This window comes from Variovorax sp. VRV01, from assembly GCF_014852545.1.
Classification (GTDB): Bacteria; Pseudomonadota; Gammaproteobacteria; order Burkholderiales; family Burkholderiaceae_C; genus Variovorax; species Variovorax beijingensis_A.
This window is the reverse complement of the sequence record NZ_JACVBS010000022.1, coordinates 18,078-37,725: the sequence shown is the minus strand read 5'-3', so window position 1 is coordinate 37,725 and position 19,648 is coordinate 18,078. Positions and strand designations below refer to the sequence as shown.

Here is a 19,648-nt window from a genome sequence, read left to right as displayed (position 1 = left end):
GTCGTCAGCGCGAGAACGACTCGACGGCCACCGGGATCTTCGGCGGCTGCCAGCGGTATGCGGCGTCCAGCACGTTGCGCTCCGGCATTTGGCCGCTCCAGCGGAGCTTGAGCAGGTCCATCAGCGTCCAGGCCGTCCAGTCGGCGCGAAAGGGCTGCTGCTGCGCGGTGCCGTCCGGCAGCGCCTGCCGGTTGCGCCAGATCACCGCCGGAATGCGGTAGCCCGACGCGGTCGAAGGACTGTGGCCCGCACGGTCGCTGCCATGCCCCACTTCCTGGCCGTGGTCCGACAGGTACATCCACGCACGGTAGTCATTCGGCTGGCCCGTGCTGCGCGTCTGCTGCAGGAGCTCGGACACCACGAAATCGTGATACAGCAACGCGGCGTCATATTCCTGGCGGAAGCGGCGCACCCAGGCCGACCGGCCGTTCTTCACCAGGCCGGTTTCGACAGCATCAACGTCGTCGTCGAACGGATTGGCGTTCTCGGGAAAGCGCAGGCTGTAGTGCGGATGCGCGCCCATGAGATGCACCACGATCAGCTTGCGGTCGGTGCCTGCATCCTGCAGCGCCTCCTGCACGCAGTCGAGGATCTCGCCGTCCAGCGAGGCGCTGGCGCGGCCGGGCGTGCGGTTCACCATGTCCACCACGTCTGCGAAGCGTGCATGCTGCTGTTCGATGGCCAGGTCGTCGTGGTTGCTGATCCACCAGACCTTGTAGCCCGCGGCGCGTGCCAGCGCCAGCAGGTGCGGTGGGTTCTCGCTCTCGGGCAGGCCGAAGTGGAACATGTTGCGCAGCGCGGGCAGGGTGCTCGCGTCCGCCGACCACGCGTGGCGCAGCACAGCCATCTGGCTGCCGGCCTGCGCCTTGTGCGCCAGCAGGCGCGGCGTGGTGGGGCGGCCGTAGCCGTAGAGCGCCATGTTGTCGCGGTTGATGCTGTCGGTGATGACCAGCACCACCGTCGACGAGCCGACTTCCAGCGGCACGGGCGCGATCGCCTTGGCGTGCACCATCATGCGGTCGCGCACCTGCTGCTGGTCGGCCCATGCGGCGCGCAGCGTGTGTACCGAATGCGACCACTGGGTCCAGAAGACCGCAGGGTGAAGCCGGCGCCATGGCTTGCTCGCGTAGGCCAGGCACGCGAGCAGCAGCACGGCAAACACCAGCGATTTCAGCCAGAAAGGCAGATGCATGCGCAAGCCGGGGGGCGCTGAAACCGAAGCCACCGCACCGCGGCGCACGAACACAGCCGCCAGCATGCCGGCGGCCAGTACTGCCATCGACCAGACAACGGCGGATCGCCAATGCATCCTGAGGTATTCGGTGCCTTCGCGCGCATTGGTGTTGGCCACGGCGCCCAGCACCATGGCCCCATCGGGGGCCGCTTGGTAGGTGTCGAGCAGGTAGGCACGCATCACGCCGTCGAGTGCAAAGCCCATGACCCAGAGCCAGACGCATCCTGCGCGCACGCGCCGCAGCCGCGCGCTGCGCAGCGGCCACGCGAGCCAGAGCACCATCGGCGCGGCGAGCACCGCGAGCTGGGCGATGCGTCGGCCGTCATGGCCCAGCGCGATGAGGGCCAGCAGCGTGGCGCCGGCCGCGCCGCAGGCGAGCAGGGGGCGTGGGTGCGAAGCGTTCCGGACAGCGGACGCTTCGGAGTGGAGGGTGGTCAATCGTGCAAAGCGGGAGGTCGGAAGGGCGGGCGCATTTTGCCCCGCGACTTGTGCCGTGAGTGCCAGTGTCCGGGCTGTCTCGGGGTCTTTGGCGCGGCACTGCGGGATATCCCCCAAGGAACTTATTGCGCCTCGCAGGCCCAGACGGGCTCGCCCGGCATCGCCGGACATTCTTCTTGAAGCTCGATAGAAAAGGAACCCACGCTCCATGTCCAGATCCAGCCGACTGCCCGCGCTGCTCCTCGCATTCGTTCTCTCGTGGATGGCATTGCCGTTCGCATTCGCCGCCGAGCGGCAGATGGTCAGTTCCGCGGCCAAGACCCTGAACATGCGCACCGGGCCCGGCCAGCGCTACGAAGCGCACTGGACCGTGGGCAAGGGCTACCCGTTCCGCGTCATCGGCAGGAAGGGCGACTGGCTGCGGGTCAGCGACTTCGAAAACGACAAGGCATGGGTCTACCGCCCGATGACCAGCAGGACGCCGCACCACGTGGTGAAGGCGAAGGTGGCCGTGCTGCGCAGGTCACCGAGCACGCGCAGCCCGGCGGTGAAGCGGGCGGTCTATGGCGACGTGCTGCGCACGCTCGAGCGCCGGGGCGACTGGGTCAAGGTCCGGCACGAAGGCGGCGGCACCGGCTGGGTGGCGCGGCGCCTGGTGTGGGGCTGGTAGGCTGGCCAGCGGGCCTCAGGTCGCCGTGGCCTGCCGCACCGCGCGCTCCCAGCGCGCCATCGATTCCTCGGCCTGCGCGCGGCCCATGGTCGGCATGAAGCGCCGCTCCACCTTCCACAGCTTCGACAGCTGTCGCGCGTCGCTGTAGACGCCGGTCGACAGGCCCGCAAGGTAGGCGGCGCCGAGCGCGGTAGTCTCGATGACTTCGGGCCGCACCACGGGAATGCCCAGCAGGTCGGCCTGGAACTGCATCAACAGGTCGTTCACGCTGGCGCCGCCGTCCACGCGCAGTTCGGCGACGGGCGTGCCGCCGGCCGCGACCGCATCGCGGCTCATGGCCTGCAGCAGCGCGGCGCTCTGGTAGGCGATGCTTTCCAGCGCCGCGCGCGCGATGTGCGCCACCGTGGTCCCGCGCGTGAGGCCGGTGATGGTGCCGCGCGCATCGGCGTCCCAGTAGGGCGCGCCGAGGCCGGTGAAGGCCGGCACCATCATCACGCCGCCCGCGTCGGGCACGCTTTCGGCGAGCGACTGCACTTCGGCGCTGCCCTTGATGGCCTTCAGGCCGTCGCGCAGCCACTGCACCACGGCGCCGCCGACGAAGACGCTGCCTTCCATTGCGTACTGCGGCGTGGCGTCGGTCTGCGCGGCGCTGGTCACGAGCAGGCCGTTGTGCGAGGGCTGGAATTCGCTGCCCGTGTGCATCAGCAGGAAGCAGCCGGTGCCGTAGGTGTTCTTGGCCATGCCCGCTGCAAAGCAGGCCTGGCCGAAGAGGGCGCTCTGCTGGTCGCCGGCCACGCCGCCGATGGGCAGCGCGCGGCCGAGCAGGGCGGCATCGGTGTCGGCAAAGTGCGAGCTCGACGGCTGCACCCGGGGCATGAGCGCGGCGGGAATGTCGAGGGCCTTGAGCAGGTCGGCATCCCATTCGTTGCGGTGCACGTTGAAGAGCATGGTGCGCGAGGCGTTGCTCACGTCGGTGACGTGCACCTTGCCGCCGGTGAGCTGCCACATGAGCCAGCTGTCGACGGTGCCGAAAGCGAGCTCTCCGCGCTCGGCCTGCGCGCGCGCGCCGGGCACGTTGTCGAGCAGCCAGCGCAGCTTGGTGCCGGAGAAATACGCATCGATGACCAGCCCGGTCTTCTCCTGGATGGTGCCGGCCATGCCTTCGTCGCGCAGCTGCGCGCACAGCGGTTCGGCGCGCCGGTCCTGCCAGACGATGGCGTGATGCACGGGCTGGCCGGTCTTGCGGTTCCACAGCACGGTGGTCTCGCGCTGGTTGGTGATGCCGATGGCATGGATGTCCGTGGGCTGGAGCTTGGCCTTGGCGAGCACGTCGCGCGCGGTGGCAAGCTGGCTCTGCCAGATCTCCATCGGGTCGTGCTCGACCCAGCCGGGGCGCGGATAGATTTGCGTGAGTTCCTTCTGCGCGATGGCGACGATGCGGCCTTCGCGGTCGAACACGATGCTGCGGGAACTGGAGGTGCCCTGGTCGAGGGCGAGCAGGTAGGTCATGGCTTGAAGGGTCCTCGGGGTCGGGTCATGTCATTTGTTCCTGGCGCTGTTGTTCGGGGCGCGTGCACGGATCACCGGGTACTCCCCTCCGCGAATGTCCCCCGGCCTGCGGCCTCCTCCTTTATTTCGCTGCGGGGAGCACCCGATGCTCTGTGCACCAGGGCACGCTGCCGGTGTACCGCCGACCAACGACCGCTCTGTCCAACGCTCCCGTCGATGGGGTGCCTTGCGCAGCGAAATAAAGGGGGAGGCCGCAGGCCGGAGGACATTCGCGGAGCAAGGTACCCCGTCGGCGGGAGCGTGCCCTGAACGAAGCAACTCAAACACAACAGAGAAGCAAGTTTTCATCTTCAATCGCGCGCAATCTCGAGCCGAACCTGCGCCGCATGCAGCAGATCCGCAAAAGGCGCAGGCGGCTCCGCATCCGTGAACAGCCGGTCGATCTGCGACAGCGTACCCAGCTGGATCATCGCGGGCCGGTTGAACTTGCTCGCGTCCGCCGCGAGCCACACCTCGCGCCCCTGCGCGATGATGGTCTGCGCCACCTTCACCTCGCGCAGGTCGAAGTCGCGCAGCGATCCGTCGGGCTCGATGCTCGACACGCCGATCAGCGCGATGTCCACCTTGAACTGGCGGATGAAATCGATGGTCGCCTCGCCCACGATCGCGCGGTCGCGCGGGCGCACCGAGCCGCCCGCCACGATCACCTCGCACGACGTGTTGCCGCTCAGGATGGTCGCCACGTTCAGGTTGTTGGTGATCACGCGCAGGCCCGTGTGGCGCAGCAGCGCCTTGGCGATGGCTTCGGTGGTGGTGCCGATGTTGAGGATCAGCGAACAGTCGTTGGGCACCAGCTCGGCCACGCGCCGCGCGATGCGCGCCTTGCCCTCTGCATGCAGCGTTTCGCGCTGCTGGTAGCCGATGTTCTCGGTGGTGGAGCTCGGCACGCGCACGCCGCCGTGAAAGCGCGTGAGCAATCCCTGGTCGGCCAGCCGCTGCACGTCGCGCCGCACCGTCTGCAGCGTGACGCCCAGCATGTCGGCCAGTTGCTCGACGGTGACCGAGCCGCGCGTGCGCACGGTATCGAGAAGATTGATCTGGCGCGGATTGGAGTTCACAGAGACGTCGTGGAAAGCAGGAAGACTCTCCAGAGAGTACAGGCCGTGCCACTTTAAAACGAACGAAAACGAATCTTGCTAAGGGAAAACTCGGAGGAAAATCGCGCCAAAAGGAATCCAAATGAAAAGACGCGAAAATACAATGGCGCCCTTCCGTGACCGAAGTCATGAACCAACGGGCCCATCTTCTGTGAGCGATTTCTCCTCCAATCCGCCTTCGCCGGCAACCGATTGCGACGTGCTGATCGTCGGCGGCGGCATCAACGGCTGCGGCATTGCGCGCGACCTGGCCGGCCGGGGCTGGCGCGTGGTGCTGTGCGAGAAGGACGATCTCGCCTCGCACACCTCGTCGTCATCCACCAAGCTGATCCACGGCGGCCTGCGCTACCTGGAGTACTACGAGTTTTCGCTCGTGCGCAAGGCGCTGCAGGAGCGCGAAGTGCTGCTCAAGAGCGCGCCGCACATCATGTGGCCGCTGCGCTTCGTGATGCCGCACGACCCTTCGATGCGGCCGGCCTGGATGATCCGCATCGGCCTGTTCATGTACGACCACCTTGCCAGGCGCGAAGTGCTGCCGGGCTCGCGCAGCATCGACCTGCGCAGCCATGCCGCCGGCGCGCCGCTCAAGCCGCAGTTCAAGCGCGGCTTCGTCTATTCCGACGGCTGGGTCGACGACGCGCGGCTCGTGGTGCTCAACGCCATCGACGCCAGGGCGCGCGGCGCCGAGGTGCTCACGCGCACCCGCTGCGTGCATGCGCAGCGCGATGCCGATGGCTGGACCGCCACGCTCGAAGCCGCCGACGGCGGCATCCGCGTGGTGCGCGCGCGCGCCGTGGTCAATGCCGCGGGGCCGTGGGCGGAATCGTTCCTGCGCGGCGTGGCGCAGTCGGCCAAGGGCGAGCCGCTGGCCACGCGGCACCTGCGGCTGGTCAAGGGCAGCCACATCGTGGTGCCGCGCCTGTTCGAGCACGACCATGCCTACATCTTCCAGAACCCCGACAAGCGGATCATCTTCGCGATTCCCTACCAGGATGAGTTCACGCTGATCGGCACCACCGACATCGAGCTGAACGGCGACGATCCCGGCGCGGCGCGCATCGCCGAGGAAGAAATCGCCTACCTCTGCATGCAGGCGAGCCGCTATTTCGAGAAGCCGGTCAAGCCGGCCGACGTGGTCTGGACCTACTCGGGTGTGCGCCCGCTGCTCGACGACGCGTCGGGCGACCCCTCGGCCGTCACGCGCGACTACATGCTCGAGTCGAACACCACGGCGGCGCCGCTGCTGTCGGTGTGGGGCGGCAAGATCACCACCTTCCGCAAGCTGGCCGAGGACGCGGCCGACGAGGTCGGCAAGATGCTCGGCCAGTCGAGCGCGCAGCGCCCGCCCTGGACCGATGGCGCCTTCCTGGCCGGCGGCGATCTTTCCGCATGGATCGGCGCCGCCACGCGGCCCGACGACGATTTCGAGCGCTTCGTGGCCGCGGTGCAGGCGCGCCATGCATGGCTGGACGCGCGGCTCGCGCGCCGGCTGGCACGTGCCTACGGCGCACGCGTGGCCGAGCTGCTCGGCGATGCGCAGTCCATGGCCGACATGGGCGCGGCCGTGGCGCCGGGGCTCCACGAGCGCGAGCTGCGCTTCCTGCAAGAGAACGAATGGGCCGTGAGCGCCGACGACGTGCTCTGGCGCCGGTCGAAGCTCGGCCTGCGCTACACGGCCGAAGAGCGCCGGCAGGTGGCCGCCTGGCTGCAGGCGCACACCACCAACAACAGCTACATGATCAACGGGGAGCGCTGATGCAATTGACTCTGGAGCGCGTCACCAAGAAGGTCGGCGCGCAAACCTGGCTTTACGAGCAGAGCATCGCGCCCAAGAGCGGCGCGGTCACCGTGCTGCTGGGCGCCACCCAGGCCGGCAAGACCAGCCTGATGCGCCTGATGGCAGGGCTCGACACGCCCGGCACGGGCAAGGTGCTGGTCGATGGCAAGGACGTGACCGGCATGCCGGTGCGCGAGCGCAACGTCGCCATGGTGTACCAGCAGTTCATCAACTATCCGTCGCTCACGGTGGCCGACAACATCGCTTCGCCGCTCAGGCTGCGCGGCGAAGCGAACATCGATGCCCGCGTGAAGGCGCTGGCCGACAAGCTGCACATCGGCATGTTCCTCGACCGCCTGCCGGCCGAGCTGTCGGGCGGGCAGCAGCAGCGCGTGGCGCTGGCGCGCGCGCTGGCCAAGAACGCACCGCTGATGCTGCTCGACGAGCCGCTGGTGAATCTCGACTACAAGCTGCGCGAAGGGCTGCGCGAAGAGCTCACGCAGCTCTTTGCCACCGGCGATTCGACGGTGATCTACGCCACCACCGAACCCGGCGAGGCGCTGCTGCTGGGCGGCTACACGGCCGTGATGGACGAGGGCGAGCTGCTGCAGTACGGCCCGACCGCCGAAGTGTTCCATGCGCCGCAATCGCTGCGCGTGGCGCGCGCCTTCAGCGATCCGCCGATGAACCTGCTGGCCGGCACCGCAACGGCCGGCCGCGTGCAGCTCGCGGGCGGCCCGTCGCTCGCGCTGGCGGTGCCTGAAAGCGTTTCGGGCGCGGTCACTGTCGGCCTGCGCGCGAGTGCATTGAACGTGGACGCGGGGGAGGGCGACATCGCCTTGCCCGGCAAGGTGGAACTGGCCGAGATCTCGGGCTCCGACACCTTCGTGCACGTCGAGACGGCGGTCGGCGAACTGGTGGCGCAGCTCACCGGCGTGCACCGCTTCGAGCTGGGCACGCCGATCACGCTGTACTTCAGCGCCTCGCAAGCCTATGTGTTCGATGCCGGCGAAAAGCTGGCGCTCGCGCCGGCATGGCGCAAAGGAAGCTGACATGGCACGCATCGATCTCGACCTGGCCCACGCCTACCGTCCCAACCCGAAGCAGGACAGCGACTATGCGCTGTTGCCGCTCAAGATGAGCTTCCGCGATGGCGGCGCCTATGCCTTGCTCGGGCCCTCGGGCTGCGGCAAGACGACCATGCTCAACATCATCTCGGGCCTGCTGGTGCCGTCGCAGGGCACGGTGACCTTCGATGGCCGCGACATGACGCGCGCCACGCCGCAGGAGCGCAACATCGCGCAGGTGTTCCAGTTTCCGGTGATCTACGACACCATGACGGTGGCCGAGAACCTCGCGTTTCCGCTGCGCAACCGCAAGGTGCCCGAAGACCAGATCAGGAAGCGCGTGGGCGAGATTGCCGAGATGCTCGATATGAGCGGCCAGCTGAACCAGCGCGCCTCGGGCCTAGCGGCCGACGCCAAGCAGAAGATCTCGCTCGGCCGCGGCCTGGTGCGCAGCGACGTCTCGGCCGTGCTGTTCGACGAGCCGCTGACGGTGATCGATCCGCACCTGAAGTGGCAGCTGCGCCGCAAGCTCAAGCAGATCCACCGTGAGCTCAAGCTCACGCTGATCTACGTCACGCACGACCAGGTCGAGGCGCTCACCTTCGCCGAAGAGGTGGTGGTCATGACGCGCGGCAAGGCCGTGCAGGTGGGCAGTGCCGAGGCCCTGTTCGAGCGGCCGGCGCATACCTTCGTCGGCCACTTCATCGGCTCGCCGGGCATGAATTTTCTTTCGGCGAAGAGTGCGAACGGCGCGCTCGAGGTGGCGGGTACGCCGCTCGTGCCGACACGCGAACTGCCGCAGGGCGCGCTCAAGATCGGCATCCGGCCCGAGTACCTGCGCCTGTCGAATGCGGGCGCGGCCGGCGCCGTGCCCGCAGTGGTGAAGCAGGTGCAGGACGTCGGCACGCACGCCATGCTGAGCGCCGAGGTCGATGGTGGCGTGGTCAAGGTGCGGCTGCACTCGGACGACCAGCCGCCGGCAGTGGGAGACACCGTGTGGCTGCGGGTGCTCGACACCCACACCTGCTACTACAAGGACGAGGAGCTGGTGGCATGAACCCCCCGATCACAGGCAGCGTGGTGCCTTTGTCTTTCTCCCTCCCCTCCCGGGGGAGGGCCGGGGTGGGGGCAAGCGGCGCCCCCATCGGGCGCTCTGCCTGCCCCCATCCCAACCTTCCCCCGGAAGGGGAAGGAGCCAAGCCATGAACGCAACCAACAAGCCCATCAACCAAAAAGCCTGGTGGCTCGTGCTGCCGGTGCTGATCTGCGTGGCCTTCTCGGCCATCGTGCCGCTGATGACGGTGGTCAACTATTCGGTGCAGGACATCATCTCGCCCGACCGGCGCGTGTTCGTCGGCACCGAATGGTTCGCCTCGGTGATGCGCGACGACGAACTGCACCAGGCGCTGTGGCGCCAGCTGGGCTTCTCGCTGTCGGTGCTGCTGGTGGAGATTCCGCTGGGCATCTGCCTGGCGCTGTCGATGCCGGCCAAGGGCTGGAAGTCTTCGGCGGTGCTGGTGGTGGTGGCGCTGTCGCTGCTGATTCCCTGGAACGTGGTCGGCACCATCTGGCAGATCTACGGCCGCGCCGACATCGGCCTGCTGGGCCATGCGCTGCAGACGCTGGGCATCGACTACAACTACACGGGCAGTGCGGCGGATGCCTGGCTCACGGTGCTGGTGATGGACGTGTGGCACTGGACGCCGCTGGTGGCGCTGCTGTGCTTTGCCGGCCTGCGCTCGATTCCCGACGCCTACTACCAGGCTGCGCGCATCGATGGCGCAAGCAAGTTCGCGGTGTTCCGCTACATCCAGCTGCCGAAGATGCGCGGCGTGCTGATGATTGCGGTGCTGCTGCGCTTCATGGACAGCTTCATGATCTACACCGAGCCTTTCGTCCTGACAGGCGGCGGGCCGGGCAATGCCACCACCTTCCTGAGCCAGTACCTCACGCAGAAGGCCGTGGGGCAGTTCGACCTGGGGCCGGCGGCTGCGTTCTCGCTGATCTATTTCCTGATCATCCTGTTGTTCTGCTTCGTGCTCTACAACTGGATGCAGCGGGTCGGCACGCAAACGGTGGAGGTCGAGCAATGAACGAAAAGAGATTCCGCAAACGCAGCATCTTCCTGGTGCTGTACATCCTGTTCGCGCTGCTGCCCATCTACTGGATGGTCAACATGAGCTTCAAGACGAACGAGGAAATCGTCTCCAGCTTCTCGTTCTTTCCGCACGAGCTCACCTGGGCCAACTACGCGCGCATCTTCACCGACGAGTCGTGGTACTCGGGCTACATCAACAGCCTGATCTACGTGGCCATCAACACCGTGATCTCGCTCACCGTGGCGCTGCCGGCGGCGTATGCGTTCTCGCGTTATTCGTTCCTGGGCGACAAGCACGTCTTCTTCTGGCTGCTGACCAACCGCATGACCCCGCCCGCGGTGTTCCTGCTGCCGTTCTTCCAGCTCTACAGCACCGTCGGCCTCATGGACACTCACCTGGGCGTGGCGCTCGCGCACCTGCTGTTCAACGTGCCGCTGGCGGTGTGGATCCTCGAAGGCTTCATGAGCGGCATTCCGCGCGAGATCGACGAGACGGCCTACATCGACGGCTACTCGTTCCCGCGCTTCTTCGTGAAGATCTTCCTGCCGCTCATCAAGGCCGGCGTGGGCGTGGCGGCGTTCTTCTGCTTCATGTTCAGCTGGGTCGAGCTGCTGCTCGCGCGCACGTTGACCAGCGTGAACGCCAAGCCCATCGTCGCGACCATGACCCGCACCGTGAGCGCCTCCGGCATGGACTGGGCCACGCTGGCCGCCGCGGGCGTGCTCACCATCGTGCCCGGTGCGATCGTGATCTGGTTCGTGCGCCACTACATCGCCAAGGGTTTCGCGATGGGCCGCGTTTAAGAGGAGGAAAAAAAACATGTTCGACTGGATGGTCTGGACCACCCCGGTGGCCGTTTTCTTCATCTGCATCGCGCTCATGCTGGTCGGCATGACGGTGTGGGAGTTCAAGTCGCCCACCACCATGCGGCGCGGCTGGCTGCCGATTGCCACCACGCGCGGCGACCGGCTCTTCATCGGGCTGCTGGCCGCGGCCTACGTGAACCTGGTCTTCATCGGCCTGGCCGGCAAGTTCCAGGAATGGCTGAGCCTGGAGGCCGAGCCCTCGATCTGGATCAGCTTCGTGCTGTCGATGTTTCTTCTGGCGCTGGTGATGCGCAAGGGCTGAGCCCGACGATTTCTTTTCAGACGCGACCGGCTCTCCGCCTCCCCGGAGCCGCGATCGAAAAAACCGGGGAAGCTTTCAACCGAGGAGACACATTCATGAAGATGCGCTACACGGCATTGGCAATGGCAGCGGCGATGTTCGCCGCGCAGGGTGCATGGGCCGCAGAGCCCGAGGCCAAGAAATGGATCGACAGCGAGTTCCAGCCATCCACGCTCAGCAAGGACCAGCAGGCTGCCGAGATGAAATGGTTCATCGATGCGGCCAAGAAGCTGCAGGCGAAGGGCGTGAAAGAGATCTCGGTGGTGTCGGAAACCATCACCACGCATGAATACGAATCGAAGACGCTGGCCAAGGCCTTCGAGGAGATCACCGGCATCAAGGTGAAGCACGACCTGATCCAGGAAGGCGACGTGGTCGAGAAGCTGCAGACCTCGATGCAGTCGGGCAAGTCGATCTATGACGGCTGGATTTCCGACTCCGACCTGATCGGCACGCACTACCGCTACGGCAAGATGATGAACCTGACCGACTACATGGCCGGCGCGGGCAAGGAGTTCACCAACCCGGGCCTGGACATCAAGGACTTCATCGGCACCAAGTTCACCACCGCGCCCGACGGCAAGCTCTACCAGCTGCCCGACCAGCAGTTTGCCAACCTCTACTGGTTCCGCGCCGACCTGTTCGACCGCAAGGACCTGAAGGACAAGTTCAAGGCCAAGTACGGCTACGACCTGGGCGTGCCGCTGAACTGGAGCGCCTACGAGGACATCGCCGAGTTCTTCAGCGTCGACGTCAAGACCATCGACGGCAAGCCGATCTACGGCCACATGGACTACGGCAAGAAGGATCCGTCGCTCGGCTGGCGCTTCACCGACGCCTGGCTCTCGATGGCCGGCACCGCCGACATCGGCAACCCCAACGGCATGCCGATCGACGAGTGGGGCATCCGCGTGGCCGACGACAAGTGCACGCCCGTGGGTGCATCCGTGTCGCGCGGCGGCGCCACCAATTCGCCGGCCGCCGTGTACGCGCTCACCAAGTACATCGACTGGATGAAGAAGTACGCGCCCAAGGAAGCCATGGGCATGACCTTCGGCGAAGCCGGCCCGGTGCCGGCGCAGGGCCAGATCGCGCAGCAGATCTTCTGGTACACGGCCTTCACGGCCGACATGACCAAGAAGGGCCTGCCCGTGGTGAACGAGGACGGCACGCCCAAGTGGCGCATGGCGCCCGGCCCCAACGGTCCGTACTGGAAGCAGGGCATGCAGAACGGCTACCAGGACGTGGGTTCGTGGTCGTTCTTCAACGGCCATGACGCCAACAAGACGGCGGCCGCCTGGCTCTACGCCCAGTTCGTCACGTCCAAGAGCGTCTCGCTCAAGAAGACCATCGTGGGCCTGACCCCGATCCGCGAATCGGACATCCAGAGCAAGGCCATGACCGACCTGGCGCCCAAGCTCGGCGGCCTGGTCGAGTTCTACCGCAGCCCGGCCCGCGTCGCATGGACGCCCACCGGCACCAACGTGCCCGACTATCCGAAGCTCGCGCAGCTCTGGTGGAAGAACGTGGCCGAGGCCGTCACGGGCGAGAAGACCCCGCAGAAGGCGATGGACAACCTGGCCGACGAGATGGACAACGTGATGGCCCGCCTGCAGCGCGCCGGCATGGCCCATTGCGCGCCCAAGCTCAACGCCAAGGGCGATCCGAACAAGTGGCTGAGCGATCAGCACGCTCCATGGAAGAAGCTGGCCAACGAGAAGCCCAAGGGCGAGACCATTGAATACAGCAAGATGCTGACGGCTTGGAAGGAAGGCAAGGCGCGCTGAGCGGCTGCTTCTTTCCGAACAGCGTCCGACGAAGGGCCGCGCCGTAGGGTGCGGCCCTTTTTTTTCTTCGCTGCCCTTTGCGCAGCCAATCACCCGCCGCGTGAATTTGTGCACTGAAACGGCGGGTGTCCGGCTCGCAATTGCTACTTTCGGGTGCTTCCACCGCAAGAACATCGACTTACATAATCCCTGCACAAAAGCCAGCCCGTATCCGGAGCGGCAGGACACATTCAGGGAGTCCCATGTTCAACAATCTTCACGGCGTGCCTGCACGCCTGCGGCAGCCATGAAGCGCCGCGTCACCCTCCAGACGCCGCTGGGTGCGGCACTGCAATTCCACCGCCTTGTCGGACGAGAGACGCTCAGCCAGCCATATGTCTTCGACGTCGACTTGCTGGGCGGCAGCAATGCGATCGACCCCGCCGCTCTTCTTGGCCAGCCCGCCACCGTCGTGATGGAAACCGAGAGCGGCGCTCCGCGCTACCTCGGCGGCCTTGTCACCCGCTTCGGTCTTTCGCACGAAGACAACCGCCAGGCTTTCTACAGGATGCGCCTGCGGCCCTGGCTTTGGCTGGCCACGCGCCGCTCCGACTTCCGCAACTTCCAGGACCAGACCGTGCCCGAGATCGTCATGGCCGTGCTCGGGCACTACGGTTATCCCCTCGAGCACAGGCTGAGCCGCAGCTATCGCACATGGACCTACTGCGTGCAGTACCACGAGAGCGACTTCGACTTCATCTCGCGCCTGTGCGAGCACGAAGGCGTCTACTACTACTTCCGCCACGAGGCCGAGCAGCATGTGCTGGTCTTCGCCGACGACATCGCCACTTCGCACGGCCCGCTGCCCGGCGGCGAGGCCGTGCGCTACCACCCGCACGAGAAGGCCGGCATGACCGGCGGACTGACGCCCAGCGAGCGCATCTACGAATGGGCATTCTCGGAAGAAGTGCGCTCCGGCCACCACTACACCAACGACTACGACTTCGAGAAGCCAAGGGCCGAACTCACGAGCCTGCGGCAGATGCCATCGGGGCACGATCACGACGCCTTCGAGCGCTATCAATGGCCCGGCGGCTTCACGCAGCACCACGACGGCGAGGCTTGCGCGCGCATCCGCATCGAAGAACAGCTGAGCGCACACGCCCGGGCCAGCGGCCGCGCCAACCGGCGCGATCTCGCCCCGGGCCACACCTTCACGCTCACGCACCATCCGCGCGCGGACCAGAACAGGGAGCACCTGCTGATCAGCGTGGCGTACGAGTTGCAGGAAAACCTGCAGGCCAGCGAAGGGGCGGCCGGGGCCGAGGGCTCGGTCCAGCGTTTCGCCTTCGAGGCCCAGCCCACCAGCTACGCCTGGCGCCCGCGCCGCAGCACGCCCAAGCCGCGCACCCGCGGCCCGCAGACCGCCATGGTGGTGGGCCCGGCCGGCGAAGAAATCTGGGTTGACGCATATGGCCGCGTCAAGATCCAGTTCCACTGGGATCGCATTGGCCAGCGCAACGAGAATTCGAGCTGCTGGGTGCGCGTGTCCACATCCTGGGCCGGCGCCACCTTCGGCGCGGCGGCGCTGCCGCGCATCGGGCAGGAGGTCATCGTCGACTTTCTGAGCGGCGACCCCGACCACCCGATCGTCATCGGCCGGGCGCACAACGCCGACCAGATGCCGGCCTGGCAGCTGCCCCAGCAGAAGCAGCTCACGGGCATCCGCAGCCGCGAGCTCGGCGGCAGCAAGAGCAACCACCTGGCTCTTGACGATACGAACGGCAAGGCGCAGGCCCAGCTCAAGAGCGACCACCAGAGCACCAGCCTGAGCCTGGGACACATCGGCCGCATCGACGATGTCTCCGGCCGCCGGGACGACCGGGGCCAAGGCGCCGAGCTGCGCTCCGACGGCCACGGCGTCCTGCGCGCCGGCCAGGGTCTGCTGTTGAGCACCGAGGCGCGTCCCAACGCCCAGGGCCACATCACCGACATGCGCGAGACGGTGGGCCGGCTCACCGAGGGGCGCGACCTGCACGAAAGCCTGAGTCAAGCCGCGCAAGCGGCCAATGCGCACGAGCCCGGCGACCAGGACGAAGTGACCAAGGCGCTGAAGGCGCAGAACGATGCCATCAAGGGCAGCGGCGCGAACAACGCACAGGGCGCCTTCCCCGAATTCCAGGAACCGCACCTCACGCTGGCCAGCTCCGCGGGCATCCAGACCACCACGGCCGGCAGCACCCACATCGAGAGCGCCGGGCACACCGCCATCACCAGCGGCGCGCACACCAGCATTGCCGCCGGCAAGAGCTTTCTTGTCACCGCACAGGATGCGATCCGTGCATTCGCCATGAAGGCCGGCATCCGCATCGTCGCCGCGCAGGACAACATCGACATCACGGCATTGAAGGCCAGCATCAATGCATTGGCCAAGCTCAACATTAAGATGGAGTCCAACCAGATCACCATCACGGGCAAGGACGAGGTCGTGATCAGCGGCGGCGGCAGCTACACGCGGTGGAACGCGAATGGCATCGAGCATGGCACCACTGGCCAGTCGCGCGTGCATGCGGCCAGCCACAGCTTCGTGGGGCCGGACAGCCTGCCCGTGGTTCCGTCTCCCATGCCCACCGCGCTTTGCCTGGACTGCCTGAAAAAGGCGCTGGCAGGTGGCTCGCCGCTGGCGAAGGTCTGAACGCCATGGACTTCGCACAAGACCCCATGTCGCCGCACATGGCCAATACGCTGCTGGCGCAGGTCGCACAGGACGCCGGCCATCACTGGTACCTGCTTTGCGACAGCGCCTTCAACAACCACAGCGTCGATGTCACCTACCGCGACGAAAGCGCCAATTGCTACGGCCAGGAGCCGGTGCTGGATCTTGCGCGGGGCGGGCCGAGGCTCATCCTGCTGCACCAGCCCGGAGACACAGTGTCCGTTGCTGCCGAGCGGCTCGCACCGTGGCTGTCGCACTGCTCCGGCCGGCCGATGCTGAGCGTCATTTCCAGTCCGGCATCGGCGCACGACATCGCGCAGCACTGGTCCAGCCTGCACCTGGTGCGCACCGAGAGCGGCGAGCGCTATCTGCTGCGCATGGCCGACACCCGAACGCTGCCGCTTCTGGCGTACTTCCTCAAGCCGGCGCAATGGGCGGCATGGACGCAGCTCCTGGCGCGCTGGCTCTACATCGACAGGCTGGGAGACCTGCGCGAACTGCCGATGCCCGCCGCCGGCATTGCGCCCGCCCGCGCCCCACTCATGCTGGACGACGCCCAGGTCGACCAGCTGGCCCTGTATGCCGAGCCGGATTCGATGATTGCCTACCTCAACGAATCGATGCCGGACATGAGGTCCGAAGCCGAAAAAATGCGCTCCAGCCATTGGTACCAGATCGTCGACGACGTGCTGGAAATTGCCCGCCAGCATGGCGTCGATCGCATCGAGGACAAGGTGGCCATGCTGCGGGTCGCGCGCCTGACGCGCGGCGCAAGCACAACGGACGCGCGCGTGCTCGAGATGCTGCGCAACAAGCGGTGGCAGCCGGGCGCCATGGATGACGCGCTGCTTGCGACGGGCGTGCTGGGATGAGCGACGTGATAGGAAGTAAGCCGAACACCGGCTTCCGCAACCGGTCGACGTTGCGTTGGCTGGCCGCAGGCGCATGCGCGCTGCTGGTCGGTTGCAGCGATGAAATGGTCCCGGCGTCGGTCATGGGCTACAACCACATGAGCGATTGGGGCATCGCGAGCTTTACGGTGGACGGTGCTGGGGGACCGAACATAACGCCCGAAGCGGGAGGAGGGAAATCGTCATGCTGCGGGAAAATTCCGGCGCACTGGCGTGCTGGCATGAAAGTCAAAGTGCAATGGAGCTACGACACCACGCAAGGTGGTCCCAGGCCGCCGCCTCCTCAAGAAGCCGTGGTTGAAATCCCTGAGTACTCCAAGCGCACTGGAGATATCCAGGCGCATTTCTATCCGAACCACAAGGTCAAGGTCGTGGTCTCCAACTATGGGATCGAACACCCTCGCTATCCCATGAGCGAAGAAGACAAGCTCCCCTGGAAAACCAGCAAACAGCTGCTGGAATACGAAAAGGAAGGGAGATTGCCTGAATGACGGACAGCATCGATGCGGCTTTGAATCCCGCACTCAATCCAATCATCTCCCGGAGAACACCGTGCTCAGAAATTTGATAGAGATCGGTAAATCGACCGTTCGCCTGGCCGGGAGGAAGAAATGGAGTTTGCTGGCCGCAGGAGCATGCGCGCTGCTGATAGGTTGCAGCGACGAAATGGTCCCGGCGTCGGTAGAGGGATACAACCACATGAGTGATTGGGGCATCGAGAGCTTCACGGTTGATGGTGCGGGGGGGCCGAACCTGACGCCGCGATCTGGAGGCGGGGGATCGTCATGCTGCGGAAGAGTCCCAGCGCGCTGGCGCCCTGGCATGAAGGTCAAGGTGCAGTGGAGCTACGACACCACGCAAGGTGGGCCCAGGCCACCGCCGCCACAAGAAGCGGAAGTTGAGGTCCCTGAGTACTCGTCCAAGGCCGGTAGCATTCAGGCGCACTTCTATCCAGATCACAAGGTCAAGGTCGTGGTCTCCAACTATGGGATCCGGCACCCTCGCTATCCCATGAGCGACGAGGACAAGCTCCCCTGGAAGACTAGAGAAGATCTACTTGAAGATGAACGGCAAGGGAGACTTCCCGAATGACCGACAGCATCGATGCGGCTTTGAACCCCGGCCTCGGCCTGACCCGAAGCCGCGAGCGCCCGTTGACGCCGCGCGAACTGATGCAACGTGACAAGGCGGTGTGCGCGGCCAACCCCGTGAGTTCGAAGCCCAGCTGCACCGGCGTCATCTTCGTGGGCATGTTCTTCGACGGCACCGGCAACAACGAGGATGCGGATTTCAAGAAGCCAGAGCGTCCTCCGCGCGAACAGAAGCACAGCAATGTGGTAAGGCTGTATCACGCGTTCCCGGGCCAGGATGAAGACGGATACAAGTCTGGTACGACCGGCTACTACCGCTACTACATACCTGGCGTGGGCACGCCCTTCGAAGAAATCGGCGATGACGGAAAAGGTATCGGTGGCCAGATCTCGCAGACGCTGGGCTCCACCAGTGCGTGGTACGGCGAACCACGGATCATCTGGGGCCTGACGCGGATATTCAATGCCGTCAGTCGGTACGCCTATGAAGGCGTCATCATCAGCGACAAGCAGGCGGCCACGTTGGCCCGCAACCTGAGCGGTGTCACCTCTTTCGGCTCCGAACGGCGCAAGGCGCTCAAGGACACTTGGCAGGCCAAGCTCAAGGCCCAGCTGGTCAACCGCAAGCCCGAGATCACCCAGATCAATCTCAGCGTCTTCGGGTTTTCTCGCGGCGCGGCCGAGGCACGGGCCTTCGTCAACTGGCTCTGCGAAATCTGCGAACACAAGGATGGCGGCTACCTCTTTGCCGGCATCCCGCTGCGCCTGCAGTTCCTCGGCATCTTCGACACCGTGGCCTCGGTGGGTGCGGCCGGGCTGTACAGCGTGTTCGAAGGCCGCCAGAGCTGGGCCTGGAACAACATGCAGGTGCACCCGGCCGTGGAGCAGTGCCTGCACCTGGTGGCGGGCCACGAGGTGCGCGCGTGTTTTCCGCTCGACTCGGTGCGCATCGACGGCAGGTACCCGCCCAACGTGCGGGAGTACGTGTATCCCGGCTCGCACTCCGACGTGGGCGGCGGCTACATGCCGATGAGCCTGGGCAAGAACGACTGGGCCGAGGACGACCGGCAGCTGGCGCGCATCCCGGGCTTCGAGATGTACTGTGCGGCCATGATTGCGGGGGTGCCTTTCACGCCGCTGGAAAAGTTGCGGGAGCCGGTGGCAAAGGCGTTGGTGCCCCACCCCGACACCCTCGAAGCCTTCCACGCCTACTACAAGGCCGCGGGCATCACGCCCGGCCCCGTGGAGGAGATGCACCGCCAGCACATGGGCCACTATTTCACCTGCCGCTGGCAGTTGCTGGACCGCGGGCTGCAGGCCTCGCCGGAGTGGGCGCGCGCGAGCCGGCATCCCAACAAGGGCAAGAACTACGACGGCGAGCTGCAGTGGCTGCAGGCCACGCAGCGCGCGCTGATCCATGTGATTGCGGCGGTGCTGGCCGAAATCGACCGGCGCATCGAAAGCGGCAACAGCCGCTGGAGCTGGAGCAAGGACGACCGGCTGAAGCAGCCTCTGGCCTTCGACCTGGGCGTTCAGCTGCTGAGCCCGGTGGCGACGCTCGCTGAACTGGGCGGCAAGGCCGATGCGCGCATGGATCGGCTCAAGGAAGGCGAACTGCACGCCAGGGCCGCCGCGCTGGCCCGCCAGGCGCCGGCGTACCTGGCCAAGTGGCGCAAGTGGCTGGCCGACAACCAGCAGGCCGAGGTGCACGACACCGACATCGAGCGCGAGCCGGTGCTGCTGCTCGAAAGCCTGAAGTCGACGCCGCTGCCCGCGGATGTGTCGACGTTTTTCTCGAGTTTCGTGCACGACTCGATGGCGGGCTTCATCGGCTTCGGCATGCCCGAATTCGAGGCCAACGGCTTCGGCCTGGCGAAGTTCCGGCGCATCTACGCGGGGAACAGGGGCGACGATTTCCTGCGCGGGATGGTCGTCAGGGCAAACGAAAAGAAGATCGCCGCGGCCCAGGCGCTGCGTACGCAGACGGCCCAGTGGCGGATGGAGTCGGAGAACTACAGGCGGGCCAATCCGAATCCCTGGTAGCCA

At 66.1% G+C, this 19,648-nt stretch carries 16 protein-coding genes; 13 read left to right on the top strand and 3 right to left on the bottom strand.

Annotated elements, in window-relative coordinates:
- Positions 1-4 precede the first annotated feature (4 nt).
- Entirely contained in the window at positions 5-1,843 is a 1,839-nt protein-coding gene (locus tag IB278_RS28635; RefSeq protein ID WP_192327192.1) for a sulfatase-like hydrolase/transferase, read from the bottom strand.
- Between the two features lie 37 nt (positions 1,844-1,880).
- Here IB278_RS28635 and IB278_RS28630 point away from each other — a divergent pair, with 37 nt between their 5' ends.
- Positions 1,881-2,342, top strand: coding sequence for an SH3 domain-containing protein (locus IB278_RS28630; protein WP_145747289.1), 462 nt, complete (start codon positions 1,881-1,883; stop codon positions 2,340-2,342).
- Between the two features lie 15 nt (positions 2,343-2,357).
- Here the strand turns inward: IB278_RS28630 and glpK are convergent, their stop codons facing one another.
- Positions 2,358-3,851: a glycerol kinase GlpK gene (gene glpK, locus IB278_RS28625; protein ID WP_145747290.1), complete on the bottom strand. Its 1,494-nt coding sequence runs from the start codon at positions 3,849-3,851 to the stop codon at positions 2,358-2,360.
- 350 nt (positions 3,852-4,201) lie between these two features.
- Positions 4,202-4,969, bottom strand: coding sequence for a DeoR/GlpR family DNA-binding transcription regulator (locus IB278_RS28620; RefSeq protein ID WP_018907393.1), 768 nt, complete (start codon positions 4,967-4,969; stop codon positions 4,202-4,204).
- A gap of 121 nt (positions 4,970-5,090) precedes the next feature.
- On the opposite strand from IB278_RS28620, the gene glpD reads away from it, so the two are divergent.
- The 12 genes from glpD (at position 5,091) to IB278_RS28560 (ending at position 19,645) form a co-directional block, all read left to right on the top strand.
- On the top strand, positions 5,091-6,764 hold the full coding sequence (glpD, locus tag IB278_RS28615) for a glycerol-3-phosphate dehydrogenase (RefSeq protein ID WP_145747291.1): 1,674 nt from the start codon (positions 5,091-5,093) through the stop codon (positions 6,762-6,764).
- Complete coding sequence (locus IB278_RS28610) at positions 6,764-7,837, top strand: ABC transporter ATP-binding protein (protein WP_145747292.1); 1,074 nt, start codon at positions 6,764-6,766, stop codon at positions 7,835-7,837. The genes glpD and IB278_RS28610 overlap by 1 nt, the downstream gene beginning before the upstream one ends.
- Position 7,838: 1 nt before the next feature.
- Positions 7,839-8,909, top strand: coding sequence for an ABC transporter ATP-binding protein (locus tag IB278_RS28605; RefSeq protein ID WP_062366553.1), 1,071 nt, complete (start codon positions 7,839-7,841; stop codon positions 8,907-8,909).
- Between the two features lie 145 nt (positions 8,910-9,054).
- The gene (locus tag IB278_RS28600) at positions 9,055-9,945 is read left to right on the top strand and encodes a carbohydrate ABC transporter permease (RefSeq protein ID WP_145747293.1); all 891 of its coding nucleotides are present in this window, start codon (positions 9,055-9,057) and stop codon (positions 9,943-9,945) included.
- Positions 9,942-10,754, top strand: coding sequence for a carbohydrate ABC transporter permease (locus IB278_RS28595; RefSeq protein ID WP_145747294.1), 813 nt, complete (start codon positions 9,942-9,944; stop codon positions 10,752-10,754). The genes IB278_RS28600 and IB278_RS28595 overlap by 4 nt, the downstream gene beginning before the upstream one ends.
- 16 nt (positions 10,755-10,770) lie before the next feature.
- Entirely contained in the window at positions 10,771-11,079 is a 309-nt protein-coding gene (locus IB278_RS28590) for a DUF2160 domain-containing protein (RefSeq protein WP_145747295.1), read from the top strand.
- Between the two features lie 95 nt (positions 11,080-11,174).
- A complete protein-coding gene (locus IB278_RS28585) occupies positions 11,175-12,905 on the top strand; it encodes an ABC transporter substrate-binding protein (RefSeq protein ID WP_145747296.1) in 1,731 nt (576 codons plus the stop codon).
- 286 nt (positions 12,906-13,191) lie between these two features.
- Complete coding sequence (locus IB278_RS28580; protein WP_192327189.1) at positions 13,192-15,579, top strand: type VI secretion system Vgr family protein; 2,388 nt, start codon at positions 13,192-13,194, stop codon at positions 15,577-15,579.
- A 5-nt stretch (positions 15,580-15,584) separates the two neighbouring features.
- Positions 15,585-16,472, top strand: a complete 888-nt coding sequence (locus IB278_RS28575) for a DUF4123 domain-containing protein (RefSeq protein WP_192327186.1) — start codon at positions 15,585-15,587, stop codon at positions 16,470-16,472.
- The gene (locus IB278_RS28570) at positions 16,469-17,002 is read left to right on the top strand and encodes a DUF3304 domain-containing protein (RefSeq protein WP_192327183.1); all 534 of its coding nucleotides are present in this window, start codon (positions 16,469-16,471) and stop codon (positions 17,000-17,002) included. The genes IB278_RS28575 and IB278_RS28570 overlap by 4 nt, the downstream gene beginning before the upstream one ends.
- 61 nt (positions 17,003-17,063) lie before the next feature.
- Positions 17,064-17,603, top strand: coding sequence for a DUF3304 domain-containing protein (locus IB278_RS28565; RefSeq protein ID WP_192327181.1), 540 nt, complete (start codon positions 17,064-17,066; stop codon positions 17,601-17,603).
- Positions 17,600-19,645, top strand: coding sequence for a T6SS phospholipase effector Tle1-like catalytic domain-containing protein (locus tag IB278_RS28560; RefSeq protein ID WP_192327179.1), 2,046 nt, complete (start codon positions 17,600-17,602; stop codon positions 19,643-19,645). The genes IB278_RS28565 and IB278_RS28560 overlap by 4 nt, the downstream gene beginning before the upstream one ends.
- The last annotated feature ends 3 nt before the right edge of the window (positions 19,646-19,648 follow it).